General features: G+C 40.2%; 17 protein-coding genes. 4 read left to right on the forward strand and 13 right to left on the reverse strand.

The genetic code is table 11. From position 1 onward, the window contains the following. Window positions 1-7: 7 nt before the first annotated feature. Window positions 8-1,270 (forward strand): peptidase T, encoded by a 1,263-nt coding sequence (gene pepT, locus ACK8HY_RS12130; RefSeq protein WP_416133776.1) that lies wholly within the window; start codon window positions 8-10, stop codon window positions 1,268-1,270. A 27-nt stretch (window positions 1,271-1,297) separates the two neighbouring features. Continuing rightward, window positions 1,298-1,861 (forward strand): nitroreductase, encoded by a 564-nt coding sequence (locus ACK8HY_RS12135; protein ID WP_077437107.1) that lies wholly within the window; start codon window positions 1,298-1,300, stop codon window positions 1,859-1,861. Window positions 1,862-2,472: 611 nt separating this feature from the next. Here ACK8HY_RS12135 and ACK8HY_RS12140 read toward each other — a convergent pair. Then, complete coding sequence (locus ACK8HY_RS12140) at window positions 2,473-3,669, reverse strand: ATP-binding protein (RefSeq protein ID WP_416133777.1); 1,197 nt, start codon at window positions 3,667-3,669, stop codon at window positions 2,473-2,475. Window positions 3,670-4,037: 368 nt separating this feature from the next. Between ACK8HY_RS12140 and ACK8HY_RS12145 the strand changes: the two genes are divergently transcribed. Next, the gene (locus ACK8HY_RS12145; protein ID WP_416133778.1) at window positions 4,038-7,211 is read left to right on the forward strand and encodes a carboxypeptidase regulatory-like domain-containing protein; all 3,174 of its coding nucleotides are present in this window, start codon (window positions 4,038-4,040) and stop codon (window positions 7,209-7,211) included. Between the two features lie 65 nt (window positions 7,212-7,276). Here ACK8HY_RS12145 and ACK8HY_RS12150 read toward each other — a convergent pair whose 3' ends face one another. The 9 genes from ACK8HY_RS12150 to ACK8HY_RS12190 form a co-directional block, all read right to left on the reverse strand. Beyond that, on the reverse strand, window positions 7,277-7,984 hold the full coding sequence (locus ACK8HY_RS12150) for a hypothetical protein (protein WP_416133779.1): 708 nt from the start codon (window positions 7,982-7,984) through the stop codon (window positions 7,277-7,279). Then, window positions 7,974-8,522, reverse strand: a complete 549-nt coding sequence (locus tag ACK8HY_RS12155; RefSeq protein WP_077437110.1) for an RNA polymerase sigma factor — start codon at window positions 8,520-8,522, stop codon at window positions 7,974-7,976. The genes ACK8HY_RS12150 and ACK8HY_RS12155 overlap by 11 nt, the downstream gene beginning before the upstream one ends. Window positions 8,523-8,703: 181 nt before the next feature. Next, window positions 8,704-11,301 (reverse strand): TonB-dependent receptor, encoded by a 2,598-nt coding sequence (locus ACK8HY_RS12160; RefSeq protein ID WP_416133780.1) that lies wholly within the window; start codon window positions 11,299-11,301, stop codon window positions 8,704-8,706. A 543-nt stretch (window positions 11,302-11,844) separates the two neighbouring features. Continuing rightward, a complete protein-coding gene (locus ACK8HY_RS12165) occupies window positions 11,845-13,101 on the reverse strand; it encodes a YeiH family protein (RefSeq protein WP_077437112.1) in 1,257 nt (418 codons plus the stop codon). A 121-nt stretch (window positions 13,102-13,222) separates the two neighbouring features. Further along, window positions 13,223-15,004 (reverse strand): acyl-CoA dehydrogenase family protein, encoded by a 1,782-nt coding sequence (locus ACK8HY_RS12170; protein ID WP_077437113.1) that lies wholly within the window; start codon window positions 15,002-15,004, stop codon window positions 13,223-13,225. Window positions 15,005-15,139: 135 nt separating this feature from the next. Next, window positions 15,140-16,315, reverse strand: coding sequence for an acetyl-CoA C-acyltransferase (locus tag ACK8HY_RS12175; RefSeq protein ID WP_077437114.1), 1,176 nt, complete (start codon window positions 16,313-16,315; stop codon window positions 15,140-15,142). A gap of 18 nt (window positions 16,316-16,333) precedes the next feature. Beyond that, window positions 16,334-16,714: a four helix bundle protein gene (locus tag ACK8HY_RS12180; protein ID WP_077437115.1), complete on the reverse strand. Its 381-nt coding sequence runs from the start codon at window positions 16,712-16,714 to the stop codon at window positions 16,334-16,336. Window positions 16,715-16,749: 35 nt separating this feature from the next. Continuing rightward, window positions 16,750-19,179 (reverse strand): 3-hydroxyacyl-CoA dehydrogenase NAD-binding domain-containing protein, encoded by a 2,430-nt coding sequence (locus tag ACK8HY_RS12185; protein WP_416133781.1) that lies wholly within the window; start codon window positions 19,177-19,179, stop codon window positions 16,750-16,752. Window positions 19,180-19,219: 40 nt separating this feature from the next. After that, window positions 19,220-19,660 (reverse strand): MarR family winged helix-turn-helix transcriptional regulator, encoded by a 441-nt coding sequence (locus ACK8HY_RS12190; RefSeq protein ID WP_077437117.1) that lies wholly within the window; start codon window positions 19,658-19,660, stop codon window positions 19,220-19,222. A 278-nt stretch (window positions 19,661-19,938) separates the two neighbouring features. On the opposite strand from ACK8HY_RS12190, the gene ACK8HY_RS12195 reads away from it, so the two are divergent. Further along, the gene (locus ACK8HY_RS12195; RefSeq protein ID WP_077437118.1) at window positions 19,939-20,901 is read left to right on the forward strand and encodes an isopenicillin N synthase family dioxygenase; all 963 of its coding nucleotides are present in this window, start codon (window positions 19,939-19,941) and stop codon (window positions 20,899-20,901) included. A gap of 80 nt (window positions 20,902-20,981) precedes the next feature. On the opposite strand, the gene ACK8HY_RS12200 is transcribed toward ACK8HY_RS12195, so the two are convergent. The 3 genes from ACK8HY_RS12200 to ACK8HY_RS12210 form a co-directional block, all read right to left on the reverse strand. Next, window positions 20,982-21,743 (reverse strand): porin family protein, encoded by a 762-nt coding sequence (locus tag ACK8HY_RS12200; RefSeq protein ID WP_077437119.1) that lies wholly within the window; start codon window positions 21,741-21,743, stop codon window positions 20,982-20,984. Then, window positions 21,743-22,939: a PCMD domain-containing protein gene (locus ACK8HY_RS12205; protein WP_077437120.1), complete on the reverse strand. Its 1,197-nt coding sequence runs from the start codon at window positions 22,937-22,939 to the stop codon at window positions 21,743-21,745. The genes ACK8HY_RS12200 and ACK8HY_RS12205 overlap by 1 nt, the downstream gene beginning before the upstream one ends. A 146-nt stretch (window positions 22,940-23,085) precedes the next feature. Continuing rightward, the gene (locus ACK8HY_RS12210) at window positions 23,086-23,448 is read right to left on the reverse strand and encodes an MmcQ/YjbR family DNA-binding protein (protein ID WP_077437121.1); all 363 of its coding nucleotides are present in this window, start codon (window positions 23,446-23,448) and stop codon (window positions 23,086-23,088) included. Window positions 23,449-23,683 lie beyond the last annotated feature (235 nt).

A 23,683-nucleotide genomic window follows, 5' to 3' on the forward strand; every position in this document is an offset into this window, starting at 1 on the left:
GATTAGCATGAGTACTTTTGAGATTAATAACATAAATGACTTTTCAGTTTCGGAAAGATTTCAACGTTACGTACAGATTGATACGCAATCTGATGTCAATTCACCAACATGTCCATCTACCGAAAAACAGAAAAATCTGGGCAAATTATTGGTAGAGGAACTCTTATCATTGGGCATTTCAGATGCCGCTATGGATGAAAATGGTTACATTTATGCGACCATTCCTTCAAATACTTCCAAGAAAGTTCCGGTTATCTGTTTCTGCTCGCATATGGACACGTCTCCGGATTCTTCGGGCAAAGATGTAAAACCATTGGTACACCGTAATTACCAAGGACAAGATTTGGTGCTTCCGGATGATACCAGCATAGTAATCAGGTATGCAGAACATCCTGACCTGGCCAACCAGATCGGAAATGATGTGATTACAGCCAGCGGAACAACGCTTTTAGGCGCAGATGATAAAGCTGGTATAGCTGAAATCATGGATGCAGCACGCCTATTGATGAAACATCCGGAGATTAAACATGGTGATATCAAGATTTTATTTACACCAGACGAAGAAATCGGCCGTGGTGTTGATAAAGCGGACCTAAAGCGCCTGGCAGCAGACTTTGCCTACACCATGGATGGTGAAAAAGCGGGCACAATCGAAGATGAGACATTCTCTGCAGATGGAGCAACGTTGACAATCCACGGCGTCTCAGTACATCCTGGCTTTGCGAAAGGAAAAATGCAGAGTGCGATAAAAATCGCCAGTGCGGTTATAGATGCCCTACCAAAAGACAGACTCTCTCCTGAAAGTACCAATAAAAAAGATGGATTTGTGCATCCGGTAAATATCAGTGGATCCGTGGAGAAGGCTGAAATTCAGTTCATCGTTCGCGACCACCTGACTTCTAATCTCAAAAAACACGAAGATGAACTTGAAGCGATAGCAAAATCTATCGTTGCGCGTTATCCAAATTGTAGCTATACATTCACTGTAAAAGAGCAATACCGCAACATGAAAGAAGTCCTGGATCAACATCCAGAAATTATGGAAATCGGTATGGAAGCGATTACAAGAGCAGGTATGGTCGCGGAGAGAAGAAGTATCCGAGGTGGTACCGACGGTTCACGCCTTTCATTTATGGGCCTTCCATGTCCTAATATCTTCGCAGGCGGACACGCATTTCATGGCAAACAGGAATGGGTATCTGTACAAGATATGGAAAAAGCGGTCAAAACAATTTTGCATGTTGTATCTTTATGGGAAGAAAAAGCATAAATACATTCTAAAATCAACATATTTTTAATGAAAAACGACGTTTTAAAAGCAATACACTACAGAAGATCGGTCTTTCAAGCTTCTTTTACCGAAGAAGAAGTCAGCAAAGAGGATATCCTTAGCATTTTAGAAGCAGCCAATGCTGCTCCAACACATAAACGGACACAGCCTTGGCGTTTTGTCATCTTCCGCAAAGAAGGACTTCAACGTTTGGGAGCTGAACTATCTCGCATCTATAAATCGGTTACACCTGCAGAAAAATACACGGAAGCAACTGAAATTACCATGGGCAAAAAAGCAACACAGTCAAATGTTGCGATTGCGCTGATTGTTAATTATACGGGCGAAGTACCAGAATGGGAAGAACTTGCCTGTACTGCTGCCGCTGTAGAAAATATGTGGCTTGCTGCACACTCCTTGAATTTAGGCGGTTACTGGGCTACACCGGGTCTGATCAATCATCTGGGCAGCTTCCTTAATCTGGAAGAGAATCAAAAATGTATCGGCCTATTTTACCTAGGACATCATGAGTCGGATGCGCGCGAACCGGTGCGTACCCCTATCGAAGAAAAAATCCGTTGGGAAGAGTAAATCTTCAAATGCACACAAAGCGGTTCAATATTCTCTTTGGACCGCTTTGTCTCTTTTTAACCACAGGTACTATAATCCTCGATTACACTTTAGAGAAAAAGATTAGATAGTGTGTAATCTGGTATAATATCAGGAGCCCGCAGCAGTTTTTAGGCTTCATTTATCTTAAATATAAGCACTGTTACTCCAAATGATCTTGTTATCAAAGTAATCAAGATCAGCGATGACCTAAATGAATTAATCTTTTGTCCAAACAAGTTTAGTCTTAGTTCAACAGGATACTCATTTGGACCAAACTTAAGAGCATTTGTCTTGACCTTGGTTATATTTCCCTCAAAGTAGATCTTCTTTTATAGATTTGATAGCAGCGATACTCCAACTGCATTAAGCTTTTGTCCAAACAAGTTCAGCGTTAGCTCAACAGGATACTCATTTGAACAGACAGTAAGATCATTTGGTTTATCTGTTAGGTCATTTGATGAAATGCTGAATGCGTTTGATCAAAACGTTGACCCCAACAGTAAGTGTATACTCACCTTAAAAACATAGGTTTAAAGCACTTTGAACATGATTTCATCCCATTTTCATCGAATATACATGTTAATATGCCATTAATATAAAAAGCCAAACAGCCATAACGGAACCTTATTTTGATGACCAAATTCAATATCATCTGCCGCGATATAGGCATTTTCTATCCCTTGAATTTGTTTATTGGGTTTATTCCTCCCTCCTATCTCAAATGTGTACTTTTCATCTACAATAAAATCTCCTTGATCTGTGAAGTTGACCTGGTGTTGGAATACGAGTTGATTGACAAAAAACGTTTCTCTTAGATTTCCACGGTTAACATTTTCATGTGCAAATAAAAAAGAAAGATTAGTGTTTTCAAGAAAAATCTTTGAAGGCTTTTGTAGCTGACTTATTCCTTCACCCACCTTATAAAGGTTATGTGTCAAGCCAATTTCATCCAAATAGTGTAGGTAAGACAACAAAGTCGTCCGGCTAATTCCAATTTTTTCGCTAAGCTTACTCACATTAGGAACAAAAGGGACAGATCCAGCGATGATCACGAGTAATTGCTTAATCTTCGTAACATAGGCGATATCTACATTACGTAAAAGTGGCAATTCGATCTCCAGAATCATGCTGATGACCTCCATTACGCGCATCGCATATAAATCAAGCTGCTCTTGGTAATAAGGATAATACCCATAGGTCAAATATTTTTCGAAATACTGAAAAGGTTTGACCAGATCATTGATCTCATAAGCCAGCTTATTATGTTCTTGCAGAAGTTGATCCAAACTAAACACAGGAAAAGTAGCATTTGTTTCCAATGAGAGAAATTCCCGAAAAGAAAATCCCTGCATCTTGTAAACGATTGCTCTACGACTTAGATCAGCACGTGCATTGAGTATCTCTAAAAGCGAGGACCCTGTGAAGACAATCTTCATCTCAGGGTAGTCATCATAAATATTTTTTAATAATTGTGCCCAGCCCTCATATTTATGTACTTCATCCAAAAACAGATACTTTCCTCCTTTTTGATCAAATTCATAAACTAAATCCAACAAAGATCTATTATTAAACCAAACCGCATCCAAACTGACATAAAGCACTTCGTCTAATCGATCTAACAAATTCAGCTTAATGTATTGTAGTAATAACGTTGTCTTACCGATTCCCCTCGCCCCTTTGATTCCAATTAAGCGAGCAGACCAGTTAATTTGGTACATTATATTTCGTACAAAATCCATATTAACAAACTGTATACGTCGCTGAAATTGTTGGATTAGTTCTTCCATGGCATATTGTTTATTCTTTGTTTAAAATGTTTATTTTGTTTAGTACACAATACAAAAATAGACAAAATTGTTCATCACATTAAACAAAATAAACAAATATCGTTCAGTAAAATAAACAAATTGCGATTATATTCCTTATAAAGAACTTGCTGCCGTAATACTGCTCCAATACATAAAACTGCTTTGGCGTTTCCTCACGTTACAATTGTCGCTTCTCCATTGAAGATATCTTATGATAGTATTGTTTTAACACAGCAGCTTTTTTTTAAATATTTAATAACAGGATCTTAATCATTTAACAATCTTGCAGCGATAATTTCGCAACATACTTGTGACAAACAACTGATCAACGAAAACGAAAACTTATCATGCAAAGAAACATCATTTGGTTAATGCTCTTAACCATTATTTCATTCTTTCAAATCCCAGCTAACACTTGGGCCCAAGGGACTGAAGCAACAATTACCGGCCGAATCACAGATAGCAATGGACCTGTGAAAGGTACGTCAGTGTCCGTTAAAAATGAATCGACGGGCTTTAAACAGACAACATTAACCAATCAGAATGGTGTCTACACTTTCCAACAATTACCGTTAGGCTCGCCATATACAATAGCTGTAAATCATGTTGGCTACTCGGAACAGAAAAAGACCGATTTTAAGTTGAGCTATGGCGATGAACTCAATGTAGATTTTACCTTAACTTCCGCCGAGAATAAATTGGATGAAGTAGTCGTTCAAGGGGCAGCAGGCGATTTAAAAAACAAGATCAAAACATTGGGAGCGTCTACTGCCATTACAGCCAATGATCTCAAAAAGATGCCTGTAAATGGACGAAATTTTTCCTCTTTGATTGATCTTTCTCCAGTAAGCAGTGGAACCAATCTGGCGGGACAGCGCGCCTCTTCCACAAATTTCACGGTAGACGGTATGAACTCCAGAAGTACTGTAGCTGGAGGAAACAGCGGTGGAGCCTATTCGATCTCCATGGAGGCTATTCGGGAATTCAAAGTTGTAACCAATGACTATGACGTTACTTTTGGTCGTAGCGGCGGCGGGAGTATTACCACTGTAACCAAATCAGGAACAAATACGCTAACCGGAAGTGCATTCACTTTTGCCCGTGCGGGCTGGCTTTCGAGCAAGTACAACCTGAACGGAACTCCGAGAAAACAAAAATTCTCAACTTACCAATATGGTTTCTCCCTTGGCGGGCCGATCATCAAGGATAAAGCCCATTTCTTCGTCACTTGGGACCGTCAGATGGATACCCGTCCACTTCAGATCGCTGACATTCAAACAACAGCGGATATTGCGCGTTATAAAGTAACTCAGGCTACTTTAGATGAGTTTACGCAAATTGCCGTAGGTAAATATGGTGCTAGTGCCGACCGTCTCTTTGGTTCTTTTGACAAAAAGAAAAAGACTGATGCTGCATTCGCCCGAATTGATTGGCAATTGAATGAAAAAAACTTATTGACTGTCCGTAATAACTTTGTCTACGATTCGGACAACCAACAAGAAGGGGATAATACGGGTATTAATGCTTTCGAATCGTACACCAACAGAAAGTATATAAACAATAGCCTTATGGCTTCTTTGCGTACCTCGATCAATTCTAGCGTGACCAATGATTTAAAGATCCAGCATTTTTATGAACGCTCTGAAGCACAGCATAATGTTGATGGATTTGACCAGTCACACAGTATTCCCCGTGCAATCGTCGAATCCATTCAATCAGTAGATGGCACAAATAAATACAACAATTCTATCCAACTCGGTGGTCAACGCTTTTCACCAGAATGGTTCAATGGCAATATGCTACAGTTGGTCAATAACCTATACTATAATACAGATAAGATCAAATATACTTTTGGTGCAGATATCATGTATACCAACATGGATTTTCGTTATGGAAGTGAAATGAACGGTCGCTTTTATTTTACTGGTTTACAAAACTTCAATAACCTAACTCCTTATCGTTATGCCCGTGATGTCTATATGACTGACAAGGAAAATACGTTGGTTAACAATCTGGCTATAGGAGTCTATGGGCAGATGGAGGCAAAGATTGCACGAGGTTTAGATGTTGTCGGTGGCCTACGCATGGACAACACGAAATACCTCAAGAAAGCTACATTCAATCAGACGGTCTATGACGAACTAGGTCTTTCAACCGACAATGGGATCAACACTTTTCAAATACAACCACGTGTGCAATTCAACTGGGATATCAATGAAGAGAAGAAAAATATCATCCGTTTTGGAGCTGGTATATTTGGTTCGGCACTCAACCCATATTCTATGTTAAACAATATGTTGTTTGATGGTTCTCGAATTGCAGGGGTAGACATCACGGATCCTACATTAATTCCCAAACCCAATTTCCCTGGATATCGCAAGGATCCGGATAGCGCCCCTGGGCGTGAGTTATTGGACAATCCAAAGATCGAAAAGCTTGTTACAATCAATATGAACAGTAAGGACGTTAAGGTACCGACTGTATATAAAGCCAACATTTCTGTCAATCACTTTTTCTCGCCTTCGCTACGCGTTGGTTTAAGTGCTTATGGTACTTGGGGCCGCAACAACTATATGTATGTAGATCGCAACATGGTGGAGGATCCTTATTTTAGGTTGACTGCCGAGGGCAACCGTGGGGTATATGTTCCCGCATCCAGTATCAATACAACAAACGGTGCTGCCAACTGGACCAATAGCCGTAAAACCAAACAGGTAGGCCGGGTATTGGAAATGAACAGTGATGGAAAAAATGATTCGTACACTTTTGTATTGGACGGAACCTATCGTTACTACAAGGATGGACAAATCACAATGTCCTATACCTGGAATGATACCAAAGATAACACCTCGTATAATGGTAATGTTGCCAATACCGCTACGCTCTCCCTAATGGTCAAAGACGATCCGCGCGACTTGACTACAATGGCATATTCAGATAATCAATTCCGTCATAAGGTTGTTTTCTATGGAACCATGCCTTCACTATGGGGTGTATCTATGGGATTACGCTTTAGCGGAATTGCAGGCTCCCGCTATTCCTTGGCAGTAAATGGCAATGTAAACGGTGACTTTGTAAACTCCAATGATCTTGCCTTTGTCTACGATCCTAATAGTTCGAATACACCAGAATATATCAAGAATGGTATTCAAGCAATCTTGGATGATCCAAATGCGGAACAGAGCATTAAAAACTATATCAATGGAAACCTAGGACGTATAGCTGAACGGAATGGTGGTATCAACGGTTTCTATGGTGTATTCGATCTGCATTTGGCCAAAAACGTAAAAATATACAAAAAACATGGTATTGAAGCTTCGGTGGATATCTTCAATGTAGCTAACCTGCTCAAAAAAAGCTGGGGCGTAGGGCATAACTTAGGCAAACAAAATCTATATGCTATTAAAAGCTTTGATGCTACTAATCAACAATATATTTACAACATGAGCTCAGGTGTAGGTGTATCCAATTTAAATGGTAATCCTTATCAAATACAGCTCGGCTTGCGGTACGCATTTTAAGCAATGAGAAAGTTCTTTTAAAAAAGCACGCCATTTCTATATAGAAATGGCGTACTTTTTTAAAATTATTTCTTTTCTATTCCAAAACAATGCGGTGGTTTGATAATATTCGACTGGGTGGAATTTTTCAGCTCCTTCAGAGGAAAAGAAATCTTCAGACGACCTTTTGTTCCCTGCCACTTACCGCCAGAGTGAAGAAGTCGTATAGCCTCGTCGACGAGCGCTTGCTCAGGTGTTCCTTCCGCGCGAATCTGCTCTGGCAATCCGCCTTTACCAATCTTGAAATTAACAATAATCTCCCCCCCTTTTCCAGCATCCTTTACCTGATCATTTAAATATTGCTCATAGGCTTTCCATCCACCAAGCGGTGTAGCATCTCCACCATCCAACAGTGGCTCAATAGCCACCCTATTTTCTGGTTCACTCAATGTGACATCTGTTGTCCGCTCAGCCTTACCATCAAAATGTTTAAAATATAGAAGTGCCAACAATGCAACAAACAAAACTCCGGCTGCCGCACCTACGGCCAAACGCTGCCAGGTATAATATTGCGCGTGTCTCGTCGCTATTGTATGCTCGACCCGACGGTTAAGTCTTTGTTGCAACAAACTTAACTGTCTCGCATCCACACCATTTTGCAATCGATATCCATCAATGGCATCCTGTAAAAAAGGATCTTCTAATGCTTCCTTTTCCAGTTGAAACATTTCCTCTTTACTCATCAGGCCATGGATGTAATTATGAATTCGCGATAATTGATAATTATTTTCCATTTTCTTTCCTTTCCATACAGATCTTCAAATTGCGCTTCCCATTCTGGATAGCACTCTTGACTTTATTCAGGTCATACCCCGTTAAATCTGCAATATCTTTATAGCACTTTTGTTCGAGATAAAACAAACGTACACATTCTTTCTGTTCCTGGTTTAAGGTTTCCATACAACCTTCTAATCGCTCAAAATCCCTTTCTTCCCATTTTGCCTCCTCACTGTTATTGAGCTTTTGTTCACTTTCAAACAAATTATCTTCAATATCTACTTGCGTCGTACGTTTATCTTTACGCAATTGCATCAAGCAATAATTCTTACTGTATACGTGCAACCAACTTTTAAAATTGTCAACTTCGTAATGGCGCAGCTTCTGAATGAGTTCTTCAAAAATCTGCATAACCGCATCCTGACTACGATCGGGATCTTGCAAATACTTGAAGCACACACCATAAAGCAGGGACATGTAAGGCGAATATAATTTCCCCAGCGCAGACAGGTCTCCTGTTGTTTTATAATGTTGTAATAGCTCTTTTTCGTTCATGCGCAAATCTTTCACCTTAATGATGAATTAAGATACGGTTTTCCATAAATAAAGCAAGTAGCGGGTGCAAATAATCATCAATAAAATTACCATTAACACAAATTACTTGCTTCGGGCACAAAAAAACCGTCCCTAAATAAATTAGAGACGGCCAATGAAAATATATTTATGAATTACGGATTTAATTCCCCTGTTTCCAATTGTACCGCACCGTTACGCCATAGGTTCTGGGATCAGCTACGACTCCAGCATATTGACCATAACTACCGGGGGCCGCGAGCAGCTGCTCATAATAATCTTTGTTTGTCAGATTTCTGCTCCACACAAAAACTGAAACACCATTCGATCCCCTAAAGCCCAAACGCGCATTCAGCAAAGTATAAGCATCTATATTCAGATACTTTGACGGGGATGAACTTGAAGAGAATTTGGAACGATGGAAAAGATCAGTACCTAGAAAGTAGGATCCATTGATACCAATCAATTTACCACTCTGATTGATTTCTCCGCCTAAAGACCAAGACCACTTAGAAACTCCCGGAAGAACTCCGCCTGAAATATCTTTGAAGGCCTGAGGACCACCAACTTCCTCGAGCGGAACCGGCGCATTTGTAAATTTTACGTATTTAGCATCCGTATAGGCCAGTGCACCATTCAGACGCAGAAACTGTCCAACATTAATGCTCCCATCGAGCTCCACCCCTTTGACACGTACTTTTTCAGCATTGGCCAAGTAGCCACGATTTACTCCTGGTTCAGGTGTCTGTACCTGGGTTTGATAATCTTTGATATCTGTCTGATAAACCGATAGATTCAGAATCGTGTTGCGTGTTGGGTTAGTTTTTACGCCCAATTCTTTATGGCGTACCGCCTCTGGTTTCACTTCTGCTAAATCCAGCAGCACAGCACCATTTGCCGTCGGCAATCCGCCCACATTAATTCCAATCGGCTTATAGCTGATGGAATAGGTAGCATAAGCATTGATTTTGGGATTGAAACGGTATTTCGCAGAAAGTTGTCCCGAAAAATTATCTGCATCCGCATTTACATCAAAAGTCTGATTGGTATAAACACCATTTTTGAGCGCAAGCAAAGCTGGGTCAGAGGTTTGTAACCCACCGTAGGTTTGCCGGTCATAGTTCGCTTTCTTTTTATCGTAATTATAACGTAAGCCTGGTAAGATATGAAGTTTTGACGTCACCTCCCAGTCAATCTGGGTATAGGCAGCGAGGCTCGTGCTTTTGATACCGTAAACCGTCTTAATGCCGAAATTGTCAAATAACCCTGGAGTTTCCCACAGCGCACTGGTCGAATTTTTTTGGAAACGCCAAAATGCGGAACCCGTTTCCTCAGTATGTACGGGATCAGTACCCAGATCCTGCCACAGACCAAATAAACCAACAACACCACTTACTTTTTCACTGATTTTGCCCGAATATCTAAATTCCTGAGACCATTGGTTATGGACCGAATTACCAGCAGAAAATGTGTAAACAGGAAGACCTAAATAATCCCGGTCATTGAGGGGCACCCACGTCCATTTTCGCCAGGCGGAGGTTGATGTCAATGTACCTTCACCAATCTTAATATCAGCATTCAGGGCAACACCACCTAATTTATTTTCCGCTTTGGATTGTGTATCGAGGTCGATCTTACGTTCAAAAGCACTTTTGTAAGGTAGCTCATAGCCTAAATCTTTGACAATAGCATCAAACTGCCGATAATCAGCCCGTTGGGTTTTGACAACACCGGCAACTGCCCAGCCGTAACCATCAGGCTTTTGAGAAGAGACGTCACCTGAGAGCACAAGTTTGATATTTTCCGTTGGCGTAAACAACAATTGTCCTCTGAATCCAAGATTATTGATATCATTGATTTTTCTATTGGTATGAACATTGAACAGATTGCCATCCCGCTGTGTGCCTGAAAATGAGGCACGAGCAGCAAGATTCTTGGTCAATGGCCCAGAGATGGATGTTTTTGCCTGAATAAAACCTTGGTTGCCATAACTCACTTCAACATTAGCCTCAGGTGTAAATTGGGGCAGCCGTGAAGTAATATTAAAGGCGCCGGCCGTGGTATTTTTACCAAAAAGTGTCCCTTGCGGCCCCCGCAATACTTCGATCTGATCAATATCAATAAAGTCTAACCAAGTTGCAGCGGGACGTGCAATATAAACACCATCAAGATAGAATCCGACACCTGGATCTATACCATCATTGGTAAGACCGTAAGTTGACCCGAGGCCGCGAATATTCAATGTGGTATTTCGAGCATTGGAAGAATACAATTGTACTGTGGGAACAAGCTCTTTCAACCTGTTGACGTTAAAAGCTCCGGCATCTTCCAATGCTGCTCCACGGATGATAGAAACAGGAATTGGCACATCCTGCAATTGCTCTTTGCGCCTACGGGCAGTCACTACTACCTGATCTAAGGCTTCCAAACGTGGGCTAAGTTCAATCAGGGTAGGCGATTGATCCACGACAACGCGCCGTGTTTGATAACCTACGATGGACACAATAAGTGTAAAAGGCAGTTTTTGCCCTGTAACAAACTGGAATACGCCCTTGCTATCCGTCTTCACCTGATGGGTAACCGCTTCAAGCTGCACGGTTACACCTTGTAAAGGCTCTTTTGTGACCGCATCAACGACAGTCCCTGTTAATGAAGCATTTATAATAGGTTTAGGATTTTCTACCTGTGCATAAGTCTGATAAGAAGCCGCTAAAAGCAAGCTAAAAATGACGCTAATTCGAAAAATAGCATTTTTTTTCATAAATTTATTCAGTTTAATAGTGAAAATAAACAAGTGCCAACGCCAATCGATACTTGTTTCATTGTTAAAACTTTGTTTTAAAAAGGGAAGCCTCGGCTTCCCTTTTCTAATATAAGAGAGTGTAAGAGAGAAATTTTAACAACACATTCGTTTTCCACTATTTCCGAAAGTAATAAAAGCTACTTCCAATGAAGTCTTCTGTAAGCTTGTTTTTAAAAAGTAATCTTGTTTCATTCTTTCCATAATTAAGTATATTCATTTTTCAGGTATCCCTTCATGACCCACTGTAAATCAGGATAACAGTACAAATATAGAAATATTTTTTAAAAGACTACTAATTTGATAGATTTTATAAATATTTTTTCTGTAAATCTTCTTACCAGCTAAATAACAAGCTTTTAAAGCTACTAAATAGGTTATTTACAACAAATTACTTCAACCGCCAGCCGTACATCTGACACGAAAAAGTCCGCCAAGGGTGGCAGACTTTTTCTAGAATGTTATTAGCTTCGAAAGTATTCAGCCCATATACTTACCAATTAATTATCGGAACAGCAGCAATGCGATCAACAAAGTCACTACGATATTAAAGGTCTGCGCAATTAAAAATGCATAAAGGGGTTTCTTATTATCTTGTACAAAAAGGTCTTTGAAATTTGTTTCCAGACCGATCGAAGTAAATGCTAAGGTAAACCAGAGTCCCTGCAGATTTTTCAGACTACCTTTGACAGCATCAATTTTTTCAGGAGAAATTACAAAGGAAAATAATAGTGAGGCAAATACAAATCCAAGCACAAATTTAGGGAAGCGTTCCCAGATGATCTTTAGTGTCGGTTTATCTCTTTTCGTTTCCTCATCAACGGATTTTGCATAGGTCCAATAAATGCTGATCGCAAATGCCGCTAGTCCCAGCAATACATTTTGCGAGAATTTGACAATTGTACTAATCTTGAGAGCTTCCTCCCCCACCAGAGAACCGGAAGCAACAACTGCTCCCGTTGTATCGATACTACCTCCCAACCATGCACCGGTCACCTCCTGTGATAAGCCCATCCATTCAGCCATATAGGGCATAAAAATCATCATTGGAATTGCAGTGATCAACACCAGGGAAATTACATAAGAGAGTTTTTTGCTATCACCTTTAATGGCTCCTGAAGTGGCGATAGCTGCTGAAACACCGCAAATAGAAACTGCACTGGACAACATCAGGGACATCTCCTTGTCTATCTTCAATTTTTTACAAAGCCAAAAAGCAAAATACCATACTGACAATACAACTGCCAAAGCCTGAATAAGACCCAGCGAGCCCGCTTTAAGGATATCGCCAAAGATAACGGTGGTACCTAATAGAATCAATCCAATCTTGACATACAGTTCGGTACTCAAGGCTTCCTTAAACCAGGTAGGCAGCTTAAAACAATTGCTAATGACCAAACCGATAATCAAACTAAAAATAACCGCCTCAAGATTATATTCTTTCACTGTCGAATTACCTGCTAATATCAGCGCGAATACCGTCAGAATAAACACCACCGGAAATACGATAAGCAGATGTTTAACGGATTTACCGAGCAAAAATGCACCTAGGATACCTGTCACAAAGACGAAGACAAACTGCTGAAAAATCTTGTTGAGATTGGCCGGATCAAAAATTGCGGAAACCAGTTCGGAAGAATTACCCCAGGAAAAATTAGGTACAGGCGCAAAAATACCTGAAAGTGCTAAAAAAATGGTAGCGAGCCCCAAAATGACGACTACCCAGTCTTCTGTAAATGCAAATGATCTTGACGATGTCATATAACGGTTGGTATTAAAAGGCTAAATTTAATATAATTGCAGCTACTTTTCGTTATTGTAACACAAAAATGGCCGAAGATTTCTCTTCGGCCACACAACCAAAACCAATAATCATTATCAATCAAAAACAATACTTATTTTCTTCTATTAATTTTTTTGCAATCCGCTGGCGTGCATCTTTGATATTAAATGGCTGTGCTTTGGTGAATCTGCGTAACCCAACTAGCATCATATTCAATTCATCACCTTCACCAAAGGAATACAGGGCTTCTTTACCCGCAGCATTGATTTTATCAATCGCGCCATATAAGTAGATCTTCGCCATATCGGTCGCATATGGTGCTTTTTCGGAACCGCTATGCACAAGCTTCTCTGCGCGTAACAGAACGGATTCTGCGATGTATACGTAACCGATAATATCTGCGATATTCATCAGGATCTCTTCTTCCTTTGAAAGTGACATCATCAGCTTCTGAACCGCAGCTCCGGCAATGAGTAAACCTGCTTTCTTGAGGTTGGCGATAATTTTCTTCTCAGCGGCGAATGGCACATCATCTTCTTCTCCAAAGTCAGGGATGGCCAACAGCTCGCTTGCCACCGCCTGTGCAGGTCCCATCAGATCCAGTTCACCTTTCATTGCCCGTTTTAACAGCATATCTACGACAAGCAACCTATTCACCTCATTGGTACCTTCGAAGATCCGGTTGATCCGTGAATCACGGTAAGCGCGCTCCATCGGCGCATCGGCTGAATATCCCATTCCGCCATAGATCTGCACACCTTCATCCACTACATAATCCAGCATCTCTGAACACCATACTTTGATAATAGCGCACTCGATCGCAAATTGTTCCACGGATTTCAATTTGGCCTTTGCTTCATCCATCCCGCCTGCAATCAATGCATCATACGCATCATCAATATTTTGGCCGGCACGATAGGATGCTGACTCCACAGCAAATAAACGTGTCGCCATCTCTGCCAGTTTGTATCGAATAGCACCAAACTTAGAAATCGGCAAGTTAAACTGCACACGTTCATTGGCATATTGGACGGCATGATTGATGACCATACGAGCTGAACCATTTGTCGCAGCACCTAACTTGATCCTTCCGATATTCAGGATATTTACGGCAATCTTAAATCCATTCTCACGCTCGGAAAGCATATTTTCAACCGGAACGGCACAGTCATTAAAGAAAATCTGACGTGTGGAAGATCCCTTAATCCCCAACTTGTGTTCCTCGGGGTTCATCGTGATCCCGCCGAAATCTTTTTCGACAATAAATGCGGTCAGGTTTTTGTCGTTATCGATTTTTGCAAAAACAATAAAGATATCTGCAAACCCGCCATTAGTAATCCACATTTTCTGGCCATTGATCAGATAATGGGTTCCCTCAGCATTTAGTTTTGCAGAAGTACGGCCTGAATTGGCATCTGATCCAGCATTTGGTTCTGTCAGACAATAGGAAGCCTTCCATTCGCCAGTTGCAAGCTTAGGAATATATTTTGCCTTTTGTTCCGCATTACCATAATAAAGAATAGGTAAAGTACCGATACCCGTATGTGCAGACAAAGCTACTGCAAAAGAGAATCCACCACCTACAGCATCTGCAACAAGCATCGAGGTATTGAAATTCTTGCCAAACCCACCGTATTCCTCCGGGATCGATACGCCCAGCATGCCTAATTCCCCAGCTTTATCCATCAAACTAGGCATCAATCCTTCTTCTTGTGCGTCAATACGGTCAAGCTTATTTAACACTTCCGTTTCTAGGAAATCCAAACAGGTCTGGCGAATCATTTTCGCCTCTTCATCAAATTCCTCTGGGATAAAAATAGCTGTATAGGGAGTCTCTTTGATTACGAACTCACCGCCTTTGATTGCTTTATTTTCGCTCATTGTTAATTTAGATTTGTGGTGTAATCCAACAGCTGGTTATTGACTGCTCCGATTTACACTATTTTTTAATACTTTTATTCGCTATACGACCCACGAATAATATTTTTTATCCGATTATTTTTTTAGGCCTGCTCCTTAGTCCAATAGTTCAAAAATACCAGCCGCACCCTGACCTGTCCCTACACACATCGTCACCATACCATATTTTTTACCACGACGTTTCAATTCATGCAAAACCTGCACGGTCAATTTCGCTCCTGTACAACCTAGCGGATGCCCTAAAGCAATCGCCCCGCCATTGACATTGACTTTTTCTTCGTCAAGCTCAAGTTCACGAATTACAGCCAAAGATTGGGATGCAAAAGCTTCATTCAATTCAAACAAATCAATATCTTCTTTTTTAAGTCCTGCCTGTTTCAATGCTTTAGGTATCGCATAGATTGGTCCGATTCCCATGACCCGTGGTGGCACGCCCGCAACAGCAAAACTAATCAGTTTGGCGATGGGTTTTATCCCCAGCTCCTTCACTTTAGCCTCTGACATAACCAGCACAAATGCGGCACCATCAGATGTTTGGGAGGAGTTTCCGGCTGTTACTGAACCATTAGCAGCAAAGACAGGCTTCAACTTACCCAAAGCGTCCAAGGATGTATCTGCACGAGGCCCTTCATCGGTATCCACAACATATTCACGTGTTGCGATCTTCCCATCTTTCAGATAGTTCTCCTTGACTGTGATTGGCACAATACCATCTTTTAGATGACCATTCTGAATAGCGGCTACAGCTTTTTGATTGGATTTAAGCGCAAAGGCGTCTTGATCTTCACGGGAGACATTGTAATCCTTGGCAACGGCCTCCGCAGTCAGTCCCATCCCCCAGTACCAGTCAGGATGCTCTTTGGCAACAACAGGATTCGGCACAATTTTCCAGCCGCCAAAGGGCATGCCGGACATCACTTCAACACCACCGGCAATAATAACATCTGCCATACCGGCCTTGATCTTTGCTACCGCTGTAGCAATCGTCTCCAATCCAGATGCACAATAGCGATTGACTGTAACGCCTGGCACTTTATCTGTATCTAGACCCATCAGGGAAATAAAACGTGCCATATTAAGACCCTGCTCAGCCTCAGGCATCGCATTACCCACGATGACATCATCTATATCTTCTTTATTTAAATTTGGCACAGTGGACACAAGATGTTTAATCACATCTGATGCTAAATCATCAGCCCGCATAAAGCGAAATCCTCCTCGAGGCGCTTTACCTACTGCTGTACGAAATCCTGCTACTATGTATGCTTCCATTATTTGAGATATTAGTAGTTAGATATTAGTAGTTAGATTCTTGACCTTAAGCAATAGCTTTTGTTGAAAAATATAGTTCATTTTCTGTAATTCCTCCAGCTTTTCCAAAAGACCCTCTAAATCCTCTTCTGATAAATAACCTAAATTTTTTGATATTATTAACTGTGTTTCGACTTCATATGTAGACGCATGCGCTATTGCCAAAAACTGAACAAACTCTTTATCCGAATTTCTTCCTGCTCCCTCAGCAATATTTGAAGGAATTGATACAGCAGCTCTATTTATTTGTGAAATGAGATTAAATCGTTCACGGTCTGGGAAAATAGATGTAGCTCTATATACATCAGATACCAACGTAATAGATTTTTGCCAAAGTATTAATTCCTTATAATTATGCATATCTAAATACTATGTACTAAATACTATTGTCTATCCTAATTCCGTAAAGGCTTTCCTTTTGTCAACATGTATTGAATTCTTTCAAGTGTTTTACGTTCTGCACAGAGTTCGAGGAATGTCTTGCGCTCAAGATCCAACAAGTACTGTTCGGACACTTCCGTTGGAGATGACAGATTACCACCACACATCACCCAACCCAATTTTTCCGAAATCTTCCGGTCATAGTCGGAGATATAATTTCCTTCACGCATCGAAGATGCACCTACATACACAATACCTAAACCTTGATTACCCAACACTTTGATATCGTTTCGTGGAGCTGGTTGCACATATCCTTCGTCCGCAAGTTCAAGTGCTTTCGCCTTTGCATCAGCAAGTAAACGCGCGCGGTTCATCGTAATCGCAAACTTATCTTTTTGTAGATACCCCAGTTCATAGGCCTCATAAGCAGAAGTCGAGACTTTCGCCTGGCCAATGGTCAGGAATTTGTCCTTTAAGGTATTCTGAACGATTTGGCCATCTTTAAATTCTTCTGAAGCACGCAATGCAAATTCCTTAGTTCCGCCACCACCAGGGATAACACCTACCCCCAGTTCCACTAAGCCCATATAGGTTTCGGCGTGGGCCTGCACAAAATCTGCATGCATCGAAAACTCGCAGCCTCCGCCTAAGGTCATCTGAAACGGCGCTACAACAACAGGAATGGATGAATAACGCAAGCGCATGGATGTGTTTTGAAAGGCTCGAACAGCCATATTTAACTCATCAAAATCCTGCTCCACAGCCATCATGAAAATCATTCCGATATTGGCTCCTGCAGAAAAATTCTTTCCATCATTGGAAACAACCAATCCACGGTATTCTTTTTCAGCAAGATCTATCGCTTTATTCAAGCCCTGAATTACATCACCACCGATGGTATTCATTTTGGTGTGAAACTCACAATTGATGATTCCATCACCGAGATCAATAATAGAAACTCCTGTATTTTTCCAGATGGTTTTGCTTTCACGGATATGATCCAATACGATCAAATCCTCTGTTCCAGGAATAGCTTTATACGACTTGGATGCAATATCATAATAATGGCGAACGCCATTTTCTATTTTATAGAAAGATTCATGCCCGGCATCCAACATTTCGTGTACCCAAGGCGCCACTTCACCATTCTGCCCTGGCAAACGTTTCTCTTCAGCTTTGATCCTAGCCAGGGTCTCACGCACACCTAAAGCATCCCACACTTCAAAAGGCCCTAACTCCCATCCAAATCCGGCACGCATGGCATCATCAATACGGAAGAAATCGTCTGTGATTTCAGGGACACGGCGTGAAACATATTCAAACAAGGGATAATGCATCGCACGGAACAGTTCCGCCGCTTTATCTGTTCCCTGTTCATAGACTTTCATCCGTTTACGGATATCTTCGACTGGCTTGGTCGACTCTAGCGTGGAAGATTTAACTTTTTGCTGAGAACCGAACGTTAATGTTTTAAGATTCAAGGAAAGGATTTCAGAATTACCATCGGCGGCTTTTACCTTTTCATAAAATCCTTTTTTTGTTTTTTCACCCAGCCATTTATTTTCAACCATTTTACTGATAAAGGCCGGAAGCTGGAAGACACCTTTTGCTTCATCTTCAGGCGCATTTTGAGCCAGGCCATTGGCTACATTCACCAAGGTATCGAGACCAACAACATCCGCAGTACGGAAAGTAGCCGATTTCGGATGTCCCATTGCCGGACCTGTATATTTATCCACTTCCTCCACTGTCAAACCCAAAGGTTCGACCAGATGAGTCACTGCCAACATCGAATAAACGCCAATCCGGTTACCGATAAATGCTGGGGTATCTTTACATAGCACAACTGTCTTACCCAGCATCTTATCGCCAAAATGAAGAACGAAATCGACAACCTCTGGCTTAGTATGCGGCGTCGGAATGACCTCCAATAAAGGCAGGTAGCGCGGCGGATTGAAGAAGTGTGTACCGCAGAAATGATCTTTAAAATCTTCACTACGTCCTTCTGTCATGAGATGAATAGGAATACCAGAAGTATTGGAAGTAATCAATGTCCCCGGTTTGCGGAACTGTTCAACACGGTCAAAAACAGATTTTTTAATATCCAAACGCTCTACAACGACTTCGATGATCCAGTCTACTTGCGCGATATCTTGGAGGTTATCATCAAAATTTCCTGTTTTAATACGTTTTACAAACGATTTGCTGTAAATTGGTGAAGGATTTGTCTTTAATGCAGTTTCTAACGAACTGTTAACAATCCGGTCCCGAACGGCTTTACTCTCTAACGTCAGACCCTTAGCTTCTTCTGTCGGCAACAGTTCGCGGGGAACGATATCCAACAGTAAAACCTCGACACCAATGTTAGCAAAATGACAAGCAATTCGCGAGCCCATAACACCCGAACCGAGAACTGCCACTTTTCTAATATTTCTGTTCATCATAACATATTTATCATGCACATCCGTACATTTGGTTTAATTTCTATACGATCACTTCTTCCTTATAATTGGTCGCCAGTTCATTGAGCTTAGCCAAAGAAGCTATCAATTGATCACGTTCATTTTCTGAAAAATTATCAGCGAGATACTGATTAAAATTGCGCACCACATCCTTGGCTATCCTTCTTTTCTCGCGACCCAAATCTGTCAGATACACTTTCACAGAACGTTTGTCTGTCTCACTGGTCTCCCGATAGATGAACCCCAAGGACTCTAGATTATTCAACACACGAGACAAACTCGTTGTTTTAACCCCCGTCAAATTCGCAATCTGAGAAACAGGAGTACCCTCTTTATGGATATTGATCAAAATATAACCGGCAGCTTGAGTAAAACCATACTGCGAGGCAATTTGATTATATTTATTGGCAATCGTTTGCCAACCTGTTTTTAAAAAATAGTCGATTGTCTGATTTTGGTCCATAGCGTAATCACAAGCGATTTATTATTATGCTTGCATAACAAATATAATAGATAAGAATTAGAATAGCAAGGTAGAAAATGTAATTTTTACGAATTATCGTTCACTGTGTCTTAAGAATAGTATTTCTTGCATTTTTATGACCAAAACATCAATGTGGAAAACTTTTAACAACTGAAATACAGTTAAATAAAGAAAAACACAAAGCTTTTATTAACAATCCATGTGTAATATTCAAAATTAATTGCGTTAAATTTGTCCTAAACAAACATCAACTTCGTATGGCTTTAGTAAACATACCTCGCTTGGACTTGTTGCATTATACACAAGGAACCCAAGAACAACGAAATCAATTCATTCAGGATATTGGCAAGGCTTTCAATGAAACTGGCTTTGTAACGATAGCAAACCATGGTTTATCAAAAGAATTAATTGAGGAATTATATCAGGTCGTTCCAGAATTCTTTAGTTTACCAACTGAAACAAAAGAAAAGTATGAATTTCCTGAGCTTGCGGGTCAACGTGGATATACTGCTAAGGGAAGAGAAAAAGCGAAAGATGCTAAAACACCAGATCTAAAAGAATTCTGGCAACGTGGTCAAACCATCGTTGGTGAAGAATATTCGAAAGCTGACTTCCCTGACAATCCTCAAGTGGAAGAAATACCTCGTTTTAATAGTGTGACAGCTGAAGTATATAAAAAACTAGAAGACACAGGTCGCGAATTATTAAAAGCAATTGCTACTTACTTAGATCTCGAAGAAAATTATTTTGAGCAGTTTGTTATCAATGGTAATTCTATCTTGCGTGCGATCCATTATTTTCCAATTACCGATCCGGATGCCTTGGCTCCTGATGCTGTACGCGCAGGTGCTCACGAAGACATCAATCTAATTACGTTATTAATCGGCGCTAGTGCAGATGGACTAGAAGTATTGACAAAAGATGGAGAATGGTTCCCGATCAAAGCAAAAGGAGAAGACATTGTCATCAACGTGGGAGACATGCTACAGCGTTTGACCAATAACAAACTTAAGTCAACAACTCACCGTGTAGTCAATCCTCCGCGTGAAAAAATGGGTACTTCCCGCTTTTCGATTCCTTTCTTTTTACATCCAAAATCTTCTATGAGTTTAGCTTCGTTGGACTCTTGTATCGACGCAGCTCATCCAAAGGCCTATGAAGACTATACCGCAGGTGAATATTTGGATGAAAGATTGAGAGAGATCGGATTAAAAATGTAAAAACAAAATTCATCTTAATTGCATGTTATCATAAAAAAAGCCGATCATCCGATCGGCTTTTTTTATGATAACATGCTAAATTATTTCAGTTTGTAACCAACTCCTACATTCATAAAGATATTATGCAACCCGAAACTGATACTTTCAAATCCATTCTTCATAATATTATTGAAACCATAGTCAAGTTGAGCCAATGCAAAAAATTTACGATTGACCGCATATTGAGTACCCAGACTTAGTCCAACATCAATATTCCGTACACTTTCTTTAAAATCATAATCTGCATTATCTACAATAATCTTGTCACCGGTAGGCTGCTCATGTCGTAGATATCCGTTATAAGCTTCCCCATAAAACTCTTTTTTTACTGCAAAAGAAATATATGGACCAGCTTGAACATTCCAATGGCTTGAAAACTGGTAGGTTGCCTGAATGGGTACAGAGAGATAAAGATTATGTACTTTAGTGGTTATATCTCCTGTGTAATACCCTCTCAATTCGTCTTTAGAATCATTGACGGCGTTAAAGGTTGTTTTATATCCTTTTACTGTCGCTTTAGTATCCATTCCTTTACCTTCAAAAGTAAGGCCTAGGGCAAGCCCCCATTTGGAATCAATATGATAGTTCGCTTTCGCCCCGACAAAAAACGGAACGTTCGGGCTGTAGCTTTTAATCTTCCGAATTTCTCTCGGCAAAGACAATGGAGCCGCTCCCCCTATCTTGGTCCCCAACATGACCTGAACACCTAATCTATCATCCTTACTATCTATTTCCTGTGCGTTTACAAGCGTTGAAATAGATGCCATTACGGCTAATAAAACTATATATATACTAATTTTCATTATTTCTGGGTTACAATTTTGAGATCATCTACGATCAACTTACTACCAACAGCACCGATAAAATTATCGCCATATTTACTTGACGACATCACAATAGCAATACTGTAATCCAAATTGGTAACATCAGATTCCGTCACCTTCGCCGAGTATTTAAATGGTAAAACAAACTTTACAAAGTTATTACCAGCTGTAGCTCCGCCATTTTCTAGTCGGGCAATAGCAACGATACTCGGATCTGTCAAAATATTATGTCCTGTTAAATACGATACTCTTTTTTTAGGATCCGGTTCGGAGGCCATTAATTTCTTTCGATTGTAGAATACCGCATATATATCACATGAATCTTTCATATTAACAGGTTTTAGATTTTCATCCGTTACATTCGCTCCTGCAGTATACTTATAATACCCCTCTAAAGCCAAAGGAATCTGATTGAAAGGAAGACCAAATTGCGTTGCAGACAGTGGATCCGTCAATACGGGGCCTGTATCGAAAGATCCTATAAATAGATTCCCCGCTGCGATAGGTTTTTTAAACATGGCCCCAAAAGATCCGGTGAGTTTTGTTTCTAATAAGGCCGCTTTTCCCCCAGAATGAGCATCTGCTGTGGTTTTCGTTGGATAGGATTCTGGCTCCTTTACACCTCCACCGAAACTCAAAGTAAGTGAAAAGCTTGGGTTTCCTGAGCCCCAGTTGTAAAAATCCTCACCATCTATTTTATTAAAGAAAACAGTATACTTCTCATCTTTATCAATTGAAACATCTTCAAACCCATATTCCGTAGGCACAAAACCGCCATCTGTTTTAACTAACTTAATGAGGTAATTCTTTTCAAACTGCTTATCTTGTGAAATAACTTTGTAATATACTCCGTTCTTCAATAATTGATCTATTATGACTTTATTAACATCCTGTTCACCAGCCGGCATTTGCAAAGAATCTTGTAACAGTTCAATAGAAGCACCTGGAGTTAAATCAAACTTCATATTCAACTTTGTCAAATCATGAATACTCGGTTGAAGATAAACGGTGACCTGATTATTCGTAATCACTGGGTTCAGAAGAAAAATATCTTCCTCTGCTTGAATCCCGACTATATCTGCCTCCATATTTAATGCTTCTTCCTTTATGCAACTCCCAAGACTAAAAAGTAGCATAAAACAAATTACCCAAAGGTAAATTCGTCTTTGTTTCATAAAAAATAGTATTAGTATAAATATATTCCCAATGCATTCGATTACGCATTGAAATGATCACAAAGCTACCATTCTAGCCTCCAAGAAAAGTCATTTCGATCACCTTTTCCTGCTAAGCAACTAATTCTTTACATTTCAGAAGAATATTAACTACCTTTTATTTCCTGTCTCACTTTAATCGGCAAACTTTCAACAATCAGACTATAACTGTGCAACACAAGTTCTTCTAATGCCCGATCATTCAATTCCCGATTCGCAATGACTGTATTCCAGTGTTTTTTGTTCATATGGTATCCTGGAAATACTGTCTGATCATATCTTTCCCTGAGTTCCACTGCTTTCTCTGGATCACATTTCACATTAAATTGTAGTATATCGACCTGATCTAGTCCAACCAATAAAAATATCTTGCCTCCTACTTTAAATACCAACGTATCGGGCCCAAAAGGGGTCTCTTCTGTAACGGGCCCAATGGACAGGCAATACTCTCTTAGCTCTTCAATATTCATATCTTATTAATTTAAGTACACTCACCTTCGATCATTAACAATTAGATTTATATAAATTTGACAATAATCCATATAAATCTAACAAAACAAGCGCTTAGTTTGCCCCTAAATTTGTAGTATATCAAAAGCGAATATAAAGAAACCAAAATGAACAAGAACCATCATTAAGCCATTCGTCAACATGAGAAATTTAAATATTAAGCTAATGCTACTCGTCATTATATCAACACTTTCA

This window comes from Sphingobacterium sp. NGMCC 1.201703 (assembly GCF_047784615.1).
Lineage (GTDB): Bacteria > Bacteroidota > Bacteroidia > Sphingobacteriales > Sphingobacteriaceae > Sphingobacterium.